Below are 18,889 nucleotides of genomic sequence, written 5' to 3'. Positions count from 1 at the left end.
CAATGTCCGATCTGCTTGTCGAAATGCGCGATGTGCGGATCGAGGGGCGATCCGACGATACCTGGAACCCGATCATCAAGGGCGTGGATCTGACCCTGAAGAAGGGCGAGGTGCTGGGGTTGATCGGCGAGTCCGGGGCGGGCAAGTCGACGCTCGGCCTGGCTGCCATGGGCTTCTGCCGGGATGGCGTGCGGATTTCCGGCGGTTCGGTGACCTTCGACGGGATCGACCTGCTGGCGGCGAGCGCCGAGACCAAGCGCCAGTTGCTGGGGAAGCGTATCGCCTACGTTGCGCAGTCTGCGGCGGCCTCGTTCAACCCCGCTCACAAGCTGATCGACCAGCACACCGAGGCGCCGGTGCAGCATGGCGTGTCGTCCAAGGCCGAAAGCGCCGAAGACGGGGTGGAGCTGTACCGCCGGCTGCGCCTGCCCAACCCGGAGGAGATCGGCTTTCGCTATCCGCACCAGGTGTCCGGTGGGCAGTTGCAGCGGGCGATGACGGCGATGGCCATGGCCTGTCGGCCCGATCTCATCATTTTCGACGAGCCGACGACGGCGCTGGACGTGACGACGCAGATCGAGGTGCTCGCCTCCATCCGCGATATCGTCGAACAGTTCGACACGGCGGCGATCTACATCACGCACGATCTGGCGGTGGTGGCGCAGATGGCGGACCGGATCAAGGTGCTGCTCAAGGGCGACGAGGTCGAAGAGGCCGAAACGCGCGAGATGCTGTCCCATCCGCAGGAAGACTACACCAAGAGCCTCTGGGCCGTGCGGGAGTTCGTGCGTCCGGCCAAACCCGCGCCCGCGCTGGACGCCACGCCGGTGATTTCCGTGCAGGGGGTGACGGCGGCCTACGGAGAAATCGACGTGCTGCACGACGTCAGTTTCGATATCCACGCAGGCCGGACGGTGGCGGTTGTCGGCGAAAGCGGATCGGGCAAATCGACCACGGCGCGCTGCATCACCGGGCTGCTTCCGCCGCGCATCGGACGGATCGAGCTGGACGGAGAGGCGCTGCCCCTCGATTACCGCAAACGGTCGCGCCACCAGTTGCGGCAGATCCAGATGATCTATCAGATGGCGGACACGGCGCTGAACCCGCGCCAGACCATCGGCGAAATCATAGGCCGCCCGGTGGAATTCTACATGGGCCTGCGCGGGCGGGCAAAGCGCGACCGCGTGGCGGATTTGCTGGAGCAGATCGAACTGCCCGCTAAGCAATACCTCCACCGGCTGCCCTCGGAACTGTCCGGCGGCCAGAAACAGCGGATCGGCATCGCCCGCGCGCTGGCCGCCGAGCCGAAATTCATCATCTGCGACGAGGTCACGAGCGCGCTCGATCAGCTTGTGGCAGAGGGCATCCTGCGTCTGCTGGCGCGGTTGCAGGACGAGCTGGGCCTGTCCTACATGTTCATCACCCACGACCTTGCGACGGTGCGGTCGATCGCCGACGAGGTGGTCGTGATGAAGGATGGCCAGGTGGTCGAACAGGGCGCCAAGGCCGGGATGTTCAAGCCGCCTCATCACCCCTACACCGACCTGCTGCTTTCCTCGGTGCCGGAGATGGACCCCGACTGGCTGACGAACCTGCTGACGGAACGCGGGCTGGACAACATCGGCGACGCCGCCGTGAACAAGATGGACTGACGGAAGACGGGCATCGCTCGCGGTAATTTGCGTTTAAACTGCATCGAGAATCGTTAAGTTCCCAAAGGCCTCCGGGTCGTGGGCAAGATAAAAACAGGGAGACACGACAATGACACGTATCAGCCGACGCGGACTACTGACCACGGGTGCCGCCGCCGGTGTGCTGGCGGCCTCCGGCCTGCCGCTGCGCGCCCAGGCCAAGAAGGGTGGCCGACTGAAGGCCGGCCTGTCCGGGGCCAACACATCCGACAACTGGGACGGGCGGACACACTCCGACCTGTTCATGATCGCCTCCGCGCAGGGTGCGGTGTTCGACAGCCTGACCGAGATCGCGCCGGACGGCTCCTTGCGCGGCGAGCTGGCGACCGACTGGGAAGCGACCCCGGACGCGAAGACCTGGACGTTCAACCTGCGCCCGGGCGTGACCTTCCATAACGGCAAGTCCTTCGGCGCGGACGACGTGATCGAATCGCTGCAGATGCACATCGCGGAAGGTGCGAAATCCGCCGCGAAGCCCATCGTCGAACCGATCGTAGAAATGAAGAAGACCGGCGATTTGCAGGTGCAGTTGACGCTGGCCGAAGGCAACGCCGACCTGCCTTACCTGCTGTCCGACTACCACATCCTGATTTACCCGGCAGGCATGATCGAAGAGGCCATCGCCAAGGGCATCGGCACCGGCCTTTATCAGGTGCAGGCGTTCGAGCCGGGCGTGCGCTTTGTCGGCACACGTTATCCGGATCACTACAAGGGTGACGAGGCGGGCTTCTTCGACGAGATCGAGTATATCGCGATCAACGACAACACCGCCCGCATGAACGCCCTGATGACCGGTCAGGTGGACGCGATCAACCGGATCGACTTCAAGACGGAGGCGCTGCTGAAGGCGAACCCGATGATCCGCATCCAGGAAGTGACGGGCAACCAGCACTATATCTTCCCGATGCTGACCGATGTCGCGCCGTATGACAACGTCAACGTCCGCAAGGCGCTGAAGCACGGCATCAATCGTCAGGAAATGGTCGACAAGATCCTGCTGGGCCACGGCCAGGTCGGCAACGACAGCCCCATCGGTCCCGCCAACCAGTACTATCTGGAGATGGAGCAGCTTTCCTACGATCCCGACAAGGCGAAGTTCTACCTCAAGGAAGCCGGGATGGATTCCCTCGACATCAACCTGTCGGCGTCCTCTGCGGCGTTCGAAGGTGCGGTAGACGCGGCGCAGTTGTTCCAGGCTTCGGCCAAGCCGGGCGGGATCAACATCAACGTGGTGCAGGAGCCGGCGGATGGCTACTGGTCGAACGTCTGGCTGAAGAAGCCGTTCTGCGCCTCGTACTGGTCGGGCCGTGCGACGGAAGACTGGATGTTCTCGACCGCCTACGCGGAAGGTGCGCCCTGGAACGACAGCCAGTGGGGCTCGAACGACAGTGCCCGTTTCCAGGAACTACTGGTAGACGCGCGTGCCGAACTGGATTCGTCAAAACGCCGCGAGATGTACGGCGAGATGCAGATGATCCTTCGCGACGAGGGCGGCGTTCTGGTGCCGATGTTTGCCAACTACGTTCAGGCGATCTCCAACAAGGTTGCGAGCCCCGAGAAGGTCGGCAACCTTTGGCAGATGGACAACGCCCGCATGGCGGAGCGGTGGTGGATGGCCTGAGCCGCCGCCAGACCCGACTGCTTTTCGAAACGCCCCGCACATGCTGCGGGGCGTTTTCGTTTGGGGGCAGGTGGCGTTGAACGCCACCCTACGGCGTGTTTCGCGGGATGGAGACGGCTGGCACTGTCCGGTCGTCGGACGCCTCCGGCGGAGGTATTTCGGCCAAGATGAAGGACCGGGACGCGCTTGTCCCGCCGCTTCCTTCCTTTGGTGCCGGTTCAGTGCGGTTGCCCGCGCGGGCTGCCGTGGGCGCTGGTGAATTCGCCAAAGTGAACGGACGGGTTGGACAGCGTGCTGCGCGACGTGTCGGCGCGTACTGCCGTGTCGGTTACTGGTCGGCTGGCGGGTCTTCGGGCGTGGGCGCGCCGTCTTCGGTCCCGGCGGCATCGGGGGCCGGTGTGGTGGTGCTGTTCCGGGTAAGCGCGCCGCCGATCCATTCGCCGGTGGCCTGTTCGCCGGTGGCGTAGCGCATGGTGCCTTCGCCCTCGCGCTTGCCATTGCGGAAGGCGCCTTCGTACACGTCGCCGTTGGCGTAGGTGGCCACGCCCTCGCCGTTGATCTCGCCGTTGGCCCAGGCGCCGACGTAGCGGAAGCCGGTGGGCATGGTGATCGTGCCCTGGCCGTGGCGCAGACCGTCGCGGAACTGCCCTTCGTAGACCGTGCCGTCGGGATAGGTGGCGGTGCCCGCACCGTGACGTTCGCCATCCTGCCATTCGCCTTCGTAGCGGTAGCCGTCGGGGTAGGTCATGATGCCGAAGCCGTCGTTACGGGCGTTCACGAAATCGCCTTCGTAGCGCAGGCCGTTGGGATACGTGGCGATGCCTTTGCCGTCGATCACGCCATCGATCCAGGTGCCTTCGTAGGTGGCGCCGTCGGGATAGGTGATCTTTCCGGTGCCGTTCGCCAGATCGCCCGTGAATTCCCCTTCGTAGACGGAGCCGTCGGGGTAGGTGACCTTGCCCTGCCCCTCGATCTGGCCGGCGATCCAGTTGCCCTCGTAGCGGTAGCCGTCCTTGCCGACGAAAGTGCCGGTGCCATGGCGTTGGTCGTTGTTGAATTCGCCGTCGTAGACGTCGCCAGACACGTAGGTGACCTTGCCCTGACCTTCGCGGCGGCCGTCGACCAGCGCGCCTTCGTAGATGTCGCCGTTGGGCTGGGTCAGCTTGCCGTTGCCGTCGATCTGGCCGTCGCGCCACGTGCCTTCGTAGATCAGGCCGTCGGGCATCTCGAGCTTGCCCACGCCGTCGCGTTCGCCATTGGCGACGCGGCCTTCGTAGACCGAGCCGTCGGGGTACGTGATCTTGGCCGTGCCCTCCTTGACGCCGTTGACCCATTGGCCGTCGTAGACGTAGCCGTTGGGCGCGGTCATCACGCCCTTGCCGTGGTGCAGGGCATTGCGGAAGGCGCCTTCGTAGCGGACGCCGTTTGCATAGGTCGCCACGCCCTGGCCGGTGATCTTGCCGTCGAGCCACGAGCCTTCGTAGGTGCCGCCGTCCGCGAAGGTGATCTTGCCCATGCCTTCGGGTTTGCCCTTGGCGAACTGGCCTTCGTAGACCGACCCGTTGGGGAAGCGGGCCACGCCTTCGCCGCGGATCTCTCCCTCGACCCATTCGCCGGTGTATTCATAGCCGTTCGGCAGGCGGTAGGTGCCGCGCCCGTGTTGGAGACCGTCGAGAAAGGTGCCCTCGTACACGCCGCCGTCGTCGTATTCCTTCGTCACCACGTCCTGCTGCGACATGGCGGCGGAACCCAGTGCGAGCGCGCCCAGAACAGACAGAATGCGAACGGTTTTCATGGCTTTGCCGCCCCCTCGCAGCGGATGATTGAGGTCCTCCGAGTGGTAAAGGACGCAATGCCTCGGGGCAATGTCTTTTGCCATGGTGCGCTTTTCACCACCGCATCCTGCCGCTATGTGGAGGACGACGACGAAAGGACGCGCGATGACCGACCGGTTCCGCCTGACGATGGCTCAGCTCAATCCCACGGTGGGGGATCTTGCCGGAAATGCCGCCAAGGCGCGGGCCGCGTGGGAGGAGGGACGCGCGCAGGGCGCCGACCTCGTGGCGCTGCCCGAGATGTTCATCACCGGCTACCAGGCGCAGGACCTGATCGTGAAGCCGGCCTTCGTCAACGCCGCTGTGCGCGAGATCGAGGCGCTGGCAAAGGCCTGTGCGGACGGCCCTGCGCTGGCCATCGGCGGACCCTGCCCCGAGGGCGCGAAGCTGCACAATTCGTACTACGTCTTGCAGGGCGGCAAGGTTGCCGCGGTGACGCACAAGTATTTCCTGCCCAACTTCAACGTCTTCGACGAGGTGCGGCTGTTTTCGCGCGATCAGTTGCAGGGACCGGTCAGCATCAATGGCGTGCGCGTCGGCATGCCGGTCTGCGAAGATGCGTGGTATCCGGACGTCGTGGAGGCGATGGAAGAATCCGGGGCGGAGATCCTCGTCGTGCCGAACGGGTCGCCCTACTTCCGCAACAAGTATGAAACCCGGCTGAACAAGATGATCGCACGGGTGGTCGAATCCGGCCTGCCGCTGGCCTACCTGAACATGGTGGGCGGGCAGGATGACCAGGTGTTCGATGGCGGTTCCTTCGTGATGAACCCGCGCGCGCGGCTTGCCGTGCAGCTCCCGGTCTTCGAAGAGGTCACGACCACCGTCGATTTCGTCCGTGGCGACGAGGGCTGGACGGCCGAGGAAGGCACCTTTGTCACGCATCCCGATGCGTGGGAACAGGACTACAACGTCATGGTCCTGGCCCTGCGCGACTATTGCCGCAAGACGGGTTTCGGCAAGGTTCTTCTGGGCATGTCGGGCGGGGTGGATTCCGCGCTGGTTGCGACCATCGCAGTAGACGCACTTGGAGCGGAGAACGTGCGTTGCGTGATGCTGCCATCCGAATACACCTCCGAGCATTCGCTGGAAGACGCCAAGGCCTGTGCCAATGCGCTGGGGTGCCGATACGATTTCGTGCCGATCGGCAAGGGGCGCGATGCCATCACCGAAACGCTGGCGCCGCTGTTCGAGGGCACCCAGCCCGACCTGGCCGAAGAAAACATCCAGTCCCGCCTGCGCGGCCTCCTGCTGATGGCTCTGTCGAACAAGTTCGGGGAAATGCTGCTGACCACCGGCAACAAGTCCGAGGTCGCCGTGGGCTATGCCACGATCTACGGCGATATGGCGGGCGGCTATAACCCGATCAAGGATCTCTACAAGACCCGCGTGTTCGAGACCTGCCGCTGGCGGAACGCCAACCATCGCGGTTGGATGAAGGGGCCGGAGGGCGAGGTCATCCCGGAACGGATCATCACGAAGCCGCCGTCTGCAGAACTGCGCGCCGATCAGAAGGACAGCGACTCGCTTCCCGATTACCCGGTGCTGGACGCGATTCTGGATATTCTCGTGGATCAGGACGGCGCGGTGTCGGATTGCGTGGCGGCGGGCTACAGCCGAGAGGACGCCATGCGGGTCCAGCATCTGCTCTACATCAGCGAATACAAGCGCTTCCAGTCGGCGCCCGGCGCGCGTCTGACCAATCGGGCATTCTGGCTGGACCGGCGATATCCCATCGTGAATCGCTGGCGGGACGAAGGTTAAGACGGAGCTTCGGCAAGAGCGCGCGCCGCAGGCGGACCGCGCATGAAAAAGGGACCCACGATGGGGCCCCTTTCTCTTTCAATGGAACTGGATCAGTCCCAGAAACCTTCGTCGACGTCTTCACGTGCTTCGAGGTCTTCCTCGTTCAGGCGGGTGACGATGGCATAGCTCTTGTCGTCGACCGGCACCAGTTTCACTTCGGTCAGCTCAAGCAGGACGTGCTTGTCACCGATGTCGAGGAAGCCGCCGACTTCGGCCACGACGCCGATCATCTTGCCGCTGGAGTCCAGAACGATGTCTTCGATCTCGCCGATGTCGTTCCAGTCGGAGCCGACTTCGGTGTATTCCATGTCCCAGGCCGAGCCTTCGTCCATGGCTTCGTTCATGGTGTAGATGTCACCGCCGGTGATGTCGCGGCTGCGGATCAGCTTCGCGCCGGAGTCCATGGTGGACTCGGTGGCGTCGGTTGCATCGGTCGTCTGCGTCATGGTCGACTGATCGGTCATCTTCGCGGCGTCGCCTTCTGCATTGGCATGGCTTTCGGCGAAAGCGCCGGTGGCTGCCACGGTCAGGGCGAGTGCGGATGCGTAAAATGTCTTCATGGTGTTGCTCCCATTGTCTTGCTTCTGGGGGGACAACGGCTTCTATCGCGACTCGTTCCACATTGTTTTCAAAGATATTTTTTTGAAATTAAGGAACCATTCCCGAATAAAGTGCAAGAGACGCCGTGGTTTCCCTACTCCCACCAGGGATCGACGACAGCGATATCCTCGTCCGACCAGCCGAAGTGATGGGCGATCTCGTGGACGACGACATGGGTGATGAGATCGGTCAGATCGACCTGCCGTTCGCGCCACTCCTGAAGTATCGGTTTGCGAAAAAGCCAGACGGTGTCGGGATAGGGGGAGGGGAAGGTGACGGATTTCTCGGTCAGCGGGATGCCCTCGTACAGACCGGTCAGTTCGAGCGGATTGGCGATACCCATCTCGTCCAGGATACGACGCGGCGCCCAATCCTCGACCCGCAGCACCACGTCCGCCGTGCCGGCACGGAATGGCTCCGGCAGATCGTCGAGCGCGGCGCGGGCAATGTCGTAGAACGTGTCGGGGTCGGTGCGGGTCATGGCCTGCAGATAGGCATCCGCGCGTCAGAGCACCAGCGCATAGACCGAGAGCGCCTCGTAAATCGCGCCGTCGCGGTTCAGATGTGACCGGAACAGCCCGAACGAGGTTGCGACGACAGGACCGATAGAGGCACCCGCCAGCACCGACAGTGCGCCCGAGGCATCCGCGCCGCCCTTCAGCCGCGCGAGCGTCACGTGGGGGCGGAAGCGCCGCCGCTCGACCCGCACACCGGCGCTGCGCAGGCGGGAACGGACCCGGTCGAACATCTCGGTCAGCGCCTTGCCGCCGTCCGCCTCCAGCCCCACCGCCTGGCCGCTCTTGCCACCGAACAGCGCCGCACCGGAGAGGGTCAGGGGCACCGCCGGGGCGCGCAGGGTCGACAGCGCGTCATGCAGCGCCTCGACCGCTTCGTCGGGTTGATCGCCGAGGAAGGCGAGCGTCAGGTGCAGGTTCTCTTCGGGAACGGGGCGTCCGACCGGCAGGCGTTCCTGCAGCGCGGTCAGGGGACCGCGTGCATCCGGTGGCAGGGAAAGGGCGATGAACAGGCGCATGACGCCCTAACTGCCACGTCGAACTCCGTAAGGCCATATTGCCGAATGGAAACGCTGCGTCCGTCAAAACCGGGTCAGGCTCGTCCGGGGCAGGAGCAGTTCGTAGTCCCCGGGCAGGCACAACTGGGTTCCGGGGCTCATGACCGCCGCCGCGGCTGCCGCGGCCCCGCGACGAAGCGCCTCCGGTGCCGGGTGTCCCTGCGCGAGCGCCATGGTGAACCCGCCCACAAAGCTGTCCCCCGCGCCGATGGCCGAGACGACCACGTCGTTGGCGGCGGAGGTGTGCCATAGGCCATCCGGTCCGGCCATCACCGACCCGTCCTTGCCGCGCGCGATGATGACGATCTCAGCCACGCCCCGTTTGCGCAGGTCCTCGGCGAAGCCGACGCTCTCGGCGCGTGTCTCCAGCCCCTGACCGGAGAGGGCCTTGGCCTCTGCGCTGTCCATGCGCAGGACGTAAGGTGCGGGCTGCGGCGCGGTCGCCTGATGTTCGAGATGTTCGCCCGAAGTGTCGAGGATCACCCGGCGTGTGCCCAGATGGATGCAGGCCCGGGTGACAAAGCCGGGCGCGGCGCCGGGCGGCATGCTGCCGGACAGCACCACGAAGGCGTCCGGTTCGCACTGGGCGTCGATGGTGTCGAGCATGGCGTCCAGCTGCGCGGTGCTCCACGCCGGTCCCGGCAGAACGAAGCGGTACTGGTCGCTGCTGGTGGCGTCGGTTACGGCAAAGCTTTGCCGCGTTTCGCCCGGGCCTTCGATCCGCAATACATCGAGATGGCGGGCGTGCAGTTCACGCTCAAGCGCCGCGCCCGTCGGACCGCTCAGCGCCACCAAGGCACGTGCCTTGCCGCCAAGCTGGGTGATGGCGCGCGCCACGTTGACGCCTCCGCCGCCGGGTTCGACCGTGGGTTCGGTGCAGCGCAGCTTGAGCCCGGGTTTGACAGTGAGCGCCGAGGTGGCGAGGTCGAGTGCAGGATTGAGCGTAACGGTCAGGACTTGGGACATGGACAGCCTTTCATTTGCCGCCACCATGCCGCGCCACGTCCGGGGGCGCAAAGCGGAAATATCCCGGCTCAGACTGCCATATCTAGACAAAATGCCCTTTGTGTGAAAACACCGCGCCTCGTCAGGAGGCACCCATCATGACCGTTACCCGTTTCGCACCCTCGCCCACCGGTTACATCCACGTCGGCAACCTGCGCACCGCCCTGTTCAACTTTCTGATCGCCCGGAAGAGCGGCGGAACCTTCGTCCTGCGGATCGACGATACCGATCCGGAGCGGTCGAAGGAGGCCTATGTCGACGCGCTGAAACAGGATCTCGAATGGCTGGGGATCACCTGGGACCGGATCGAACGGCAGTCGCTGCGGCTGGACCGCTACGCCGAGGCCGCCGATAAACTACGCGAAATGGGCCGCTTCTACGAGGCATGGGAAACGCCGACCGAACTGGACCTGAAGCGCAAGAAGCAGCTCAACATGGGCAAGCCGCCGGTCTATGACCGGGCGGCCTTGGCGCTGTCCGACGACGAAAAGGCGAAGCTGCGGGCGGAGCGCGGTGACGGCGTCTGGCGCTTCAAGCTGAACCAGGAACGGATCGAATGGGAAGACGGCATCCTTGGCCCGATTTCCATCGACGCGGCATCGGTGTCCGACCCGGTGCTGATCCGCGCGGACGGGCAGGTGCTCTACACCATCGCGTCGGTTGTGGACGACATTGAGATGGGCATCACCCACGTCGTGCGTGGCAACGACCACGTCACCAACACCGCGACGCAGATCCAGATCATCGAGGCCCTGGGCGGCACGCCCCCGGCCTTTGCGCACCATTCGCTGCTGACCGGGCCGCAGGGCGAGGCGCTGTCAAAACGACTGGGCACGCTGGCGCTGCGCGACCTGCGCGAGGCGGGCGTGGAACCGGAGGCGCTGCTGTCCCTGATGGCGCGGCTCGGCTCGTCGCAGCCGGTGGAGCTGCGGATGTCGATGGACGAGATCGCGGAGGGGTTCGACCTGTCGCAGTTCGGCTCGGCGCCGACGAAATTCGACGTCGAGGACCTGTACCCGCTGACGGCGAAGAAGATGCACGCGCTGCCCTACGAGGCCGTCGCCGACGAAGTGCGTGCGCTGGGTGTGCCGGACGACAAGGCACAGTTGTTCTGGCAGGTCGTGCGCGAGAACATCACCACCCGCAAGGACATGCCGGGTTGGTGGGCGCTGTTCCGCGACGGCGCCACGCCGCTGGTTGCCGACGAGGACAAGGACTTTGTCGCCGAAGCCTTCGGCATTCTGGGCGAACCGCCCTACGGCCCCGACACCTGGAGCCAGTGGACCGGTGCCGTGAAGGAGGCCACCGGCCGCAAGGGCAAGGGCCTGTTCATGCCGCTGCGCAAGGCCGTGACGGGGCTGGAGCGGGGGCCGGAAATGGCCGACGTGATGCAACTTTTGCAGAAGCGCCCCGGCTAAGACTTTCGGATCACTTTCTCCGCCGCGGGGCCTGTAAGTCCCTGCGGCGGCTATGCTACGTTTCCTATCGGAAACGCCCGAGTCCCGCGGGACTCCGGCGTCGCGACATATGGGGCGGGCGCAGAAAGCGCGCTGTCCCGCAAGACGCGGATGGAGACAACGCATGACTTACGATCCGATCGACTACCTGCCTTACGACTTCGCCAACCGGCGCCACATCGGTCCTTCGCCGGACGAGATGGCGCAGATGTTCTCGGCCCTTGGCGTCGACGATCTCGACCAGCTCATCGCCGAGACGGTGCCCGAAGACATCCGCTGGGATGGCGAACTGGACTTTGGCAAGGCTCTGTCGGAACGCGAGTTGATCCATCGGATGCATTCGGTGGCCCAGAAGAACAAGGTGCTGACCTCGCTGATCGGTCAGGGCTACCACGGCACGATCACGCCCCCGGCGATCCAGCGCAACATCCTCGAAAACCCGGCGTGGTACACCGCCTACACGCCCTACCAGCCGGAGATTTCGCAAGGCCGGCTTGAGGCGCTTCTGAACTTCCAGACGATGATCTGCGATCTGACCGGGCTGGAGATCGCCAATGCCTCGCTTCTGGACGAGGCAACCGCCTGCGCCGAAGCGATGACCATGGCGCAGCGCGTGGCAAAGTCGAAGGTGCAAGCCTTCTTCGTCGACGAGAACTGCCACCCGCAGAACATTGCGGTGATGAAGACCCGGGCAGAGCCGCTGGGGATCGAGATCGTCGTCGGCGCGCCGGACGATCTGGAGGCGGAGAAGGTCTTTGGCGCGATCTTCCAGTACCCCGGCACCTTCGGCCACGTGCGCGACCTGAGCGACCAGATGGCCGCCCTGCACGCGGCGAAGGCCGTGGGCATCGTCAGCGCCGATCCGATGGCGCTGTGCCTGCTGAAGGAACCCGGGGCCATGGGCGCGGATATCGCGGTCGGCTCTACCCAGCGGTTCGGCGTGCCGGTGGGCTACGGTGGCCCGCACGCCGCCTACATGGCCTGCAAGGACGAGATGAAGCGCGCGATGCCCGGGCGGATCGTCGGGGTGTCGGTGGACAGCCACGGCAACCGCGCCTACCGCCTGTCGCTGCAAACCCGCGAACAGCACATCCGCCGCGAAAAGGCGACGTCGAACGTCTGCACCGCGCAGGCGCTTCTGGCGGTCATGGCCTCGTTCTATGCCGTCTTCCACGGGCCGAAGGGTCTGCGCGCCATCGCCCAGCGGATCCACCGAAAAACCGTGCGGATGGTCAAGGGGCTGGAGGCGGCAGGCTTCAAGGTGGAGCCGGACGTCTACTTCGACACGGTGACGGTGGACGTGGGCCTCTTGCAGCGCGGTGTCCTGCAGGCAGCGGTCCAGCAGGGCCTGAACCTGCGCCGCGTCGGCAAGACCAAGGTGGGCATCACGCTGGACGAACGCACCCGTCCGCAGACGATCGAGGCGGTCTGGCGCGCCTTCGGCCTTGTCCGCAAAGACGACCCCGCAGAGTCGGAATACCGGCTGCCCGAGAACCTGGTGCGCACCTCGTCCTACCTGCAGCACGACGTGTTCCACATGAACCGGGCAGAGACCGAGATGATGCGCTACATGCGCCGTCTTGCCGACCGTGACCTCGCGCTCGACCGGGCGATGATCCCGCTGGGGTCCTGCACCATGAAACTGAACGCCGCTGTCGAGATGATGCCGGTGTCGTGGCGCGAATTCTCGATGATCCATCCCTATGCGCCGAAGGATCAGGCGGCGGGGTATTCCGAACTGATCGGCGACCTCAGCGACAAGCTGTGCCAGATCACCGGCTACGACGCGATCTCGATGCAGCCGAACTCTGGCGCGCAGGGCGAATACGCGGGTCTTCTGACGATCCGTGACTGGCAACGCGCGCGCGGCGAGGGGCAGCGCAACGTCTGTCTGATCCCGGTCAACGCGCATGGGACAAACCCGGCCTCGGCCCAGATGGTCGGCTGGAAGGTCGTGGCAGTGAAGTGCGACGCCAAGGGCTCCATCGATCTCGACGATTTCCGCGCGAAGGCCGAAAAGCACTCGGACGCGCTGGCGGCCTGCATGATCACCTATCCCTCCACCCACGGCGTGTTCGAACGCACCGTAAAGGAGGTCTGCGCGATCACCCATGAGCACGGCGGGCAGGTCTACATCGACGGGGCCAACATGAACGCCATGGTCGGCCTGTCGCGGCCCGGCGATCTGGGCGGCGACGTGAGCCACCTGAACCTGCACAAGACCTTTTGCATTCCGCACGGCGGCGGCGGTCCCGGCATGGGTCCGATCGGCGTGAAGGCGCATCTTGCACCGCACCTGCCGGGCAATCCGAACGGTGGTGACGGCGCCGTCAGCGCGGCGGCTTTCGGATCGCCGTCGCTGTTGCCGATCTCCTGGGCGTATTGCCTGATGATGGGCGGCAAGGGGCTGACGCAGGCGACGCGCGTGGCGATCCTGAACGCCAACTACATCGCCAAGCGGCTGGATGGCGCCTTCGACGTGCTCTACCGCGGCGACAAGGGTTGGGTCGCGCACGAGTGCATCCTCGACGTGCGCCCGTTCGAAAAGAGCGCAGGCGTCACGGTGGAGGACATCGCCAAGCGCCTGGTCGACGCCGGGTTCCACGCCCCAACGATGAGCTGGCCGGTGGCCGGAACACTGATGGTCGAACCGACGGAGTCGGAGACCAAGGCCGAACTCGACCGCTTCTGCGATGCGATGCTGGCGATCCGCGACGAGATCCGCGCCATCGAGGAGGACGAGATCGACCGGGACACGAACCCGCTTAAGATGGCGCCGCACACGATGGAGGACCTCGTTCGCGAGTGGGACCGCCCTTACACGCGCGAACAGGGCTGTTTCCCGCCGGGGGCCTTCCGGGTCGACAAGTACTGGCCACCGGTCAATCGCGTCGACAACGTCTATGGCGACCGTCACCTGATCTGCACCTGCCCGCCGATGGACGAGATCGCCGAGGCGGCGGAGTAGGCCGCAGGAAAACGACCGCCCGGCGCAGGCGTGGCTTTACGCGCCGGGTCCGGTCGGATCACAGTGAGACATGGGAATCGGCCGGGTCGGGATCACATCCCGGCCCGGTTCTTCGATGGAGGGGTGTCAGCTTGAAAGTCGGGTTCATCGGTCTGGGCAACGTCGGCGGCAAGCTGGCGGGCAGCCTTCTGCGCAACGGCATCGACCTTATGGTGCACGATCTGGACGCGGCCCTTGTCGAGGGGTTCGTGGCACGCGGGGCGACCGCCAGCGAGGACCCCGGCGCGATGATGCGCGCCTGCCAAGTGGTCATCACCTGCCTGCCCTCGCCCGCTGCGTCCGACGCCGTTGTAACGCAAATGATCCCGCACATGGGGCCGGGCAAGACGTGGATGGAGATGTCGACCACCGACGCGGACGAGGTCATCCGCCTCGGCGCGCAGGTCGCGACCACCGGCGGGCTTGCGGTGGAATGCCCTGTCTCGGGCGGCTGCCACCGGGCCGACACGGGCAACATCTCGATCTTCGCGGGGGGAGAGCGGGCGGGGGTGGAGCATGTCCTGCCGCTGCTCAGGCACCTCGGGCGACGCATCCTGCACACCGGGCCGCTGGGATCGGCGTCGAAGCTGAAGGTGATGACCAACTATCTGGCGACTGTGAACCTCCTGTCGCTGTGCGAGGCGCTGACAACGATGAAGGCGGCTGGGATCGACCTTGCCACGACCTACGAGGCCATCCGCATCAGTTCCGGCACGTCCTTCGTGCACGAGACCGAAAGCCAGTTGATCCTGTCGGGATCGCGCGATGTGAACTTCACCATGGACCTTGTGCAGAAGGACATCGGCCTGTTCCAGAAGCTTGCCGACCAGGGCGGTGTACCGCTGGAGATCTCGCCGCTCATCATCGACATTATGTCCGACGGGCAGCGGCGCTATGGAATACGGGCGCAGTCCGACCGTATCATCGAACGGCTGGAAGAGGCGACGGGTCTCAGCATCCTTGCCGACGGTTTCCCGACCGAACTTGTGGACACGGAACCGGAGGAACCGGGCTACGAGGTCACGCGCGGCTAGGCGATGCGCCGGCGGTCCTGTCGGGCGCGTCGCCTGCCAGCCAGCGCGCCGCAAGCGCCAGATCGGCGAGAAACCGGGCCGTTTCTTCAGCGCGCAGCCTCTCGTCGGGCAGGCGCAGGATGTAGCTGGGATGCACGGTGACGAGGATCGGGGTGTCTTCCGGTGTATGCTCGAACCGGCCCCGGCGCTTCAGCAGCCCTTCGCGCGATCCGGTCAGGCTTTGCAGCGCGGTGCCGCCCATGACCACGATCAGCCGCGGCGCGACACGCTGGATTTCCAGGTCGAGCCACCACTTGCAGTGCGCGATCTCGTCCCTGTCCGGATTCTGGTGCAGCCGCCGCTTGCCGCGCGGCCTGAACTTGAAGTGTTTCACCGCATTGGTGACGAACGCCTCTTGGCGCCGGATGCCGTTCACCTGAAGCGCCTTGTCGAACATCTGCCCCGCAGGCCCAGTGAAAGGACGCCCTGTCAGGTCCTCCGTGTCGCCGGGCTGTTCGCCGACGAACATCAGTGCGGCATCCTCCGGCCCCTCGCCTGCGACCGGTTGCGTCGCACTTTCCCACAAGGGGCAGCGGCGGCAGCTCTTCAGCGCGGTCAGAAACGCATCCTGGGTGTCGAGCTTCGCCGCCTGTTCGGCGCGCAACCGGTCGAGGATCGGGGCAGCGCGCGCGGGGGCAAGGGTCGGTGCGTCGGCCGCCATCGCGGTCGCGCGCGCATCGGCCTGCGCCAGAAGCTCGGGGATCAGCTGCGCCTCCGGCATGTTCTTCCAGTACTTCTTTGGCATCTCGGCCTGCATCGCCTTCGGCTTTACCCTTGCCGGGTTGAAGATCGACCGGAAGTAGGTCCGCCAAAGCTCCTCCGTCGCGTCCTCGGGGAAGGGCGGCTTCGGCGCGCCTTCGGCAAAGGTCAGGTCGCCGTCGAAATGCGCGGTCAGATCCGGCGTGTAGATCGACCAGTCCATGTCACCGAACCGCTTCGCAAAAAACGGCGCCGTGGGTTCGAGGATGAAATGTGTCGGTTCGAACCAGGCGGCAAAGGCGCGGCGGTTGGCACGCGGATCACCGACCTCGCGGAAACGCACGAAAGCGGTCATCTTGTGCTTGTCGCGCGATACCTCTTTCGCCATGGCGTTCAGCCGCCCGACACGCGGATCGGCGCGATCCTCCAGCAGGCGCTTGTCGTTCTGAAGGGCGTGCAGCATGGCATAGAGCCGCGCGAACCGCTGGGGATCGCGGTGCCAGACGGCCAGCTTCGCCAGCGGCAGGAAAGCTGTCGGCACAGTGATCTGGCCTTTGGCTTCGGGCAAAGGGCTGTCGCCACCGAACAGGTCGTCCGCCTGCGCCCCATGCGACCACAGGATGTCCTCCGGCGGGAGACCGCCAGACAGCAACGCGCGGGCGGCTGCGCGCCATGCGTCGAAAGTCCCGATGCGGGGCAGGACGACACTGTGCATCTCAGAACAGCGAAAGCTGCGTGGGCGGCGGCATGAACCGGGCCCGCAGGTCTTCGGTGTCGGTCAGGGCGCGCGGCGTCCAGTCCAATGCATGGATGAACGGCCGGGCGTTCTTCAGGTTGGCGCCCATGCGCCTGAGGTCGTCGTAGCGCAGCGTCCGGTGGCGGCGCGTGTTCAGGATGCGGCCCACGGTCTTCGTTCCGAAACCGGGCACCCGCAGCAGCATTTCGCGCGGGGCACGGTTGACGTCCACCGGAAAGCTATCGCGGTTGGCCAGCGCCCAGGCCAGCTTCGGGTCGATCTGCAGGTCGAGGTTGCCGTCCACCCGGTTGGCGGTGATCTCGGCCACGTCGAAGCCATAGAACCGCATGAGCCAGTCGGCCTGGTACAGCCGATGCTCCCGGATCAGCGGCGGCTTGATGAGCGGCAGCTTCGCGGCGGCGTCGGGGATCGGCGAAAAGGCCGAATAATAGACACGTTTCAGCCGGTAGGAACTGTAAAGCCGGATGGAGCTTTGCAGGATCGTCGCATCGCTGGCGCCGTCCGCGCCGACGATCATCTGCGTCGATTGGCCGGCAGGCGCGAACTTCGGAGCGCGGCGCCCGGTGTGCGTCCGCTCCTTCGCGGCCTCCTTCAGCACGCGTACGTCGGCCATGGCGCGCCGGATCTGATCGGGGTCCTTCTCCGGCGCATAGTCCTTCACCGCGTTGTCCGTCGGCAGCTCGACGTTGATCGACAGGCGGTCCGCATGGCGCCCGGCCTCCTCGATCAGCTTCGGATCGGCGTCGGGGATTGTCTTGAGATGGATGTAGCCGCGGAAATGGTGGTCCATTCGCAGACCACGCGCGATGCGGATCATGTTGGCCATGGTGTCGTCAGGCGACCTTATGATGCCCGACGACAGGAACAGCCCCTCAATGTAATTGCGGCGGTAGAACTCGAGCGTCAGGTGGATGACCTCCTCGGGCGAAAAGCGCGCCCGTTCGACGTTGCTGCTGACCCGGTTCACGCAGTACGCGCAGTCGTAGACGCAGAAGTTGGTCATCAGAATCTTGAGCAGGCTGATGCAGCGTCCGTCGGGCGCATAGGCGTGGCAGATGCCGGACCCGGTTGTACTGCCGATCCCCTTGCCGTCGCGGGAATCGCGCTTCTGCCCCCCGCTGGACGCGCAGGAGGCATCGTATTTCGCGGCGTCCGACAGGATCGCCAGTTTCTGCTCAAGCGTTTTTCCAGCCATGATGTTCATCATATGTTTTCAAACAAATGAGAACAAGATGAGAGCATTCACGCCTGCGTCAGGCGAACCGGCGCTGACGCTTCATCAGCTACCGTCGACCGGATCCAGGAGGAAGTCGAAGAGGTCCCGCACCCGGCCCCATGTCGCCGCATCGCTGGCCGCAAGGAAATAGCCGGATGTCATGTCGGCGCGGTACTCGGACCCGTCCAGCATTGCAACATGCGCACCCGCCTGCTTCATGACGATGGCGCCCGGCGGCTGGTCCCACGCCGTCAGTTTCGAGAACAGGACGAAATCGGCGTATCCCTGAGCGACCATGCGCGCCTCATGGCATGCGCACCGCAGGGAGTTCACCCGGGCAAAGCGGGTCATCGCCGCCGCCATCTGACCGCGTTTCTCGGAAGGGATCAGAAACAATGGCACAAAACCGACAAGCTCCTCGATGGGCCCGCCGTCAGACGTCGTCACCTCGCGCCGCAAACCGCGCGGCATCTGCAAGATCGCGGGGTTCTCAGAATCGGCCAGGATGACATCGTTGACCACCGGATCGTACAGCAGACCGAAGACGGGCACCCCGAACCGCAGCGCCGACAACATCACCCCGAACAGCGGCAGCCCCTTGGCATAGTTCCATGTGCCGTCCACGGGATCGATGGTAAAGCACAGTTCCGCATCCCCGATCCGGTCGAGGATCTCCGGATGCGCCGACGCATGTTCCTCACCCACCACCAGCGCATGCGGAAACATGCCCTGCAACCCGCGCGCGATCATCTCTTCCGCAGCCTTGTCGGCCTCCGTCACAAGGTCCTGCGCCCCGGTTTTCTCGGCCACCTGATGCGCAGAAAGCCTGCGAAACCGTGGCATGATCTCTGTCCGCGCGGCACGGCGGATCAGGTTGATGATCTGGGAACGCTGCGCCGGCGTGAACGGCGCGGTGATGGGCATCGGAAGCGTGTCGGTCATTTCAACATCTCTTTCTGCGGTCGCAATCAGACCTGCCAGCCCCTGTCGCGGTGTTCAAGTGCACGAAGCGCTGCGGGCCTGCTTCATCTTGGCCAAAATACCTCGGGG

Annotated in this window: 14 protein-coding genes; 6 read left to right on the top strand and 8 right to left on the bottom strand. The window is 65.0% G+C overall.

Annotation, left to right across the window (positions count from 1 at the left end; all coding sequences use genetic code 11):
- The first annotated feature begins 2 nt into the window (after nt 1–2).
- Both ABFK29_RS01305 and ABFK29_RS01300 read left to right on the top strand, forming a co-directional pair.
- A complete protein-coding gene (locus ABFK29_RS01305; RefSeq protein ID WP_005858401.1) occupies nt 3–1,652 on the top strand; it encodes an ABC transporter ATP-binding protein in 1,650 nt (549 codons plus the stop codon).
- 109 nt (nt 1,653–1,761) lie between these two features.
- The gene (locus tag ABFK29_RS01300; RefSeq protein WP_005858400.1) at nt 1,762–3,312 is read left to right on the top strand and encodes an ABC transporter substrate-binding protein; all 1,551 of its coding nucleotides are present in this window, start codon (nt 1,762–1,764) and stop codon (nt 3,310–3,312) included.
- Nucleotides 3,313–3,640: 328 nt separating this feature from the next.
- On the opposite strand, the gene ABFK29_RS01295 is transcribed toward ABFK29_RS01300, so the two are convergent.
- Entirely contained in the window at nt 3,641–5,107 is a 1,467-nt protein-coding gene (locus ABFK29_RS01295; RefSeq protein ID WP_005858399.1) for an MORN repeat-containing protein, read from the bottom strand.
- Between the two features lie 145 nt (nt 5,108–5,252).
- Between ABFK29_RS01295 and ABFK29_RS01290 the strand changes: the two genes are divergently transcribed.
- Entirely contained in the window at nt 5,253–6,911 is a 1,659-nt protein-coding gene (locus ABFK29_RS01290; RefSeq protein ID WP_040604472.1) for an NAD+ synthase, read from the top strand.
- A 92-nt stretch (nt 6,912–7,003) separates the two neighbouring features.
- Here ABFK29_RS01290 and ABFK29_RS01285 read toward each other — a convergent pair whose 3' ends face one another.
- From ABFK29_RS01285 to ABFK29_RS01270, 4 genes are all read right to left on the bottom strand, one after another.
- Entirely contained in the window at nt 7,004–7,513 is a 510-nt protein-coding gene (locus ABFK29_RS01285; RefSeq protein WP_005858397.1) for a PRC-barrel domain-containing protein, read from the bottom strand.
- Nucleotides 7,514–7,647: 134 nt separating this feature from the next.
- Entirely contained in the window at nt 7,648–8,034 is a 387-nt protein-coding gene (locus ABFK29_RS01280) for a metallopeptidase family protein (protein ID WP_005858396.1), read from the bottom strand.
- 24 nt (nt 8,035–8,058) lie between these two features.
- Nucleotides 8,059–8,586, bottom strand: coding sequence for an RNA 2',3'-cyclic phosphodiesterase (gene thpR, locus ABFK29_RS01275; RefSeq protein WP_005858395.1), 528 nt, complete (start codon nt 8,584–8,586; stop codon nt 8,059–8,061).
- A 63-nt stretch (nt 8,587–8,649) separates the two neighbouring features.
- On the bottom strand, nt 8,650–9,591 hold the full coding sequence (locus ABFK29_RS01270; RefSeq protein ID WP_040604521.1) for a 1-phosphofructokinase family hexose kinase: 942 nt from the start codon (nt 9,589–9,591) through the stop codon (nt 8,650–8,652).
- A gap of 137 nt (nt 9,592–9,728) precedes the next feature.
- Between ABFK29_RS01270 and gltX the strand changes: the two genes are divergently transcribed.
- The 3 genes from gltX to ABFK29_RS01255 all read left to right on the top strand — a co-directional run bounded on the left by gltX (nt 9,729) and on the right by ABFK29_RS01255 (nt 15,128).
- Nucleotides 9,729–11,048, top strand: a complete 1,320-nt coding sequence (gene gltX / locus ABFK29_RS01265) for a glutamate--tRNA ligase (RefSeq protein ID WP_005858393.1) — start codon at nt 9,729–9,731, stop codon at nt 11,046–11,048.
- Nucleotides 11,049–11,211: 163 nt separating this feature from the next.
- The gene (gene gcvP / locus ABFK29_RS01260) at nt 11,212–14,055 is read left to right on the top strand and encodes an aminomethyl-transferring glycine dehydrogenase (RefSeq protein ID WP_005858392.1); all 2,844 of its coding nucleotides are present in this window, start codon (nt 11,212–11,214) and stop codon (nt 14,053–14,055) included.
- Between the two features lie 131 nt (nt 14,056–14,186).
- Nucleotides 14,187–15,128: an NAD(P)-dependent oxidoreductase gene (locus tag ABFK29_RS01255; RefSeq protein ID WP_005858391.1), complete on the top strand. Its 942-nt coding sequence runs from the start codon at nt 14,187–14,189 to the stop codon at nt 15,126–15,128.
- On the opposite strand, the gene ABFK29_RS01250 is transcribed toward ABFK29_RS01255, so the two are convergent.
- From ABFK29_RS01250 to ABFK29_RS01240, 3 genes are all read right to left on the bottom strand, one after another.
- Nucleotides 15,115–16,581 (bottom strand): UdgX family uracil-DNA binding protein, encoded by a 1,467-nt coding sequence (locus ABFK29_RS01250; RefSeq protein ID WP_005858390.1) that lies wholly within the window; start codon nt 16,579–16,581, stop codon nt 15,115–15,117. The two genes, ABFK29_RS01255 and ABFK29_RS01250, sit on opposite strands and share 14 nt — an antisense overlap.
- A gap of 1 nt (nt 16,582) precedes the next feature.
- Entirely contained in the window at nt 16,583–17,818 is a 1,236-nt protein-coding gene (locus ABFK29_RS01245; protein ID WP_040604520.1) for a putative DNA modification/repair radical SAM protein, read from the bottom strand.
- Nucleotides 17,819–17,902: 84 nt separating this feature from the next.
- On the bottom strand, nt 17,903–18,781 hold the full coding sequence (locus tag ABFK29_RS01240; RefSeq protein ID WP_005858388.1) for an inositol monophosphatase family protein: 879 nt from the start codon (nt 18,779–18,781) through the stop codon (nt 17,903–17,905).
- Between the last annotated feature and the right edge of the window lie 108 nt (nt 18,782–18,889).

It is taken from the genome of Sagittula stellata E-37, from assembly GCF_039724765.1.
GTDB lineage: Bacteria > Pseudomonadota > Alphaproteobacteria > Rhodobacterales > Rhodobacteraceae > Sagittula > Sagittula stellata.
This window is presented reverse-complemented; position numbering and strand designations above follow the sequence as displayed.

Bases quoted from the DNA above. Each gene is read 5' to 3' on its own strand.
- ABFK29_RS01305 (WP_005858401.1), top strand. From the start codon at position 3: ATGTCCGATCTGCTTGTCGAAATGCGCGATGTGCGGATCGAGGGGCGA.
- ABFK29_RS01300 (WP_005858400.1), top strand. From the start codon at position 1,762: ATGACACGTATCAGCCGACGCGGACTACTGACCACGGGTGCCGCCGCC.
- ABFK29_RS01295 (WP_005858399.1), bottom strand. From the start codon at position 5,107: ATGAAAACCGTTCGCATTCTGTCTGTTCTGGGCGCGCTCGCACTGGGT.
- ABFK29_RS01290 (WP_040604472.1), top strand. From the start codon at position 5,253: ATGACCGACCGGTTCCGCCTGACGATGGCTCAGCTCAATCCCACGGTG.
- ABFK29_RS01285 (WP_005858397.1), bottom strand. From the start codon at position 7,513: ATGAAGACATTTTACGCATCCGCACTCGCCCTGACCGTGGCAGCCACC.
- ABFK29_RS01280 (WP_005858396.1), bottom strand. From the start codon at position 8,034: ATGACCCGCACCGACCCCGACACGTTCTACGACATTGCCCGCGCCGCG.
- thpR (WP_005858395.1), bottom strand. From the start codon at position 8,586: ATGCGCCTGTTCATCGCCCTTTCCCTGCCACCGGATGCACGCGGTCCC.
- ABFK29_RS01270 (WP_040604521.1), bottom strand. From the start codon at position 9,591: ATGTCCCAAGTCCTGACCGTTACGCTCAATCCTGCACTCGACCTCGCC.
- gltX (WP_005858393.1), top strand. From the start codon at position 9,729: ATGACCGTTACCCGTTTCGCACCCTCGCCCACCGGTTACATCCACGTC.
- gcvP (WP_005858392.1), top strand. From the start codon at position 11,212: ATGACTTACGATCCGATCGACTACCTGCCTTACGACTTCGCCAACCGG.
- ABFK29_RS01250 (WP_005858390.1), bottom strand. From the start codon at position 16,581: ATGCACAGTGTCGTCCTGCCCCGCATCGGGACTTTCGACGCATGGCGC.
- ABFK29_RS01245 (WP_040604520.1), bottom strand. From the start codon at position 17,818: ATGGCTGGAAAAACGCTTGAGCAGAAACTGGCGATCCTGTCGGACGCC.
- ABFK29_RS01240 (WP_005858388.1), bottom strand. From the start codon at position 18,781: ATGACCGACACGCTTCCGATGCCCATCACCGCGCCGTTCACGCCGGCG.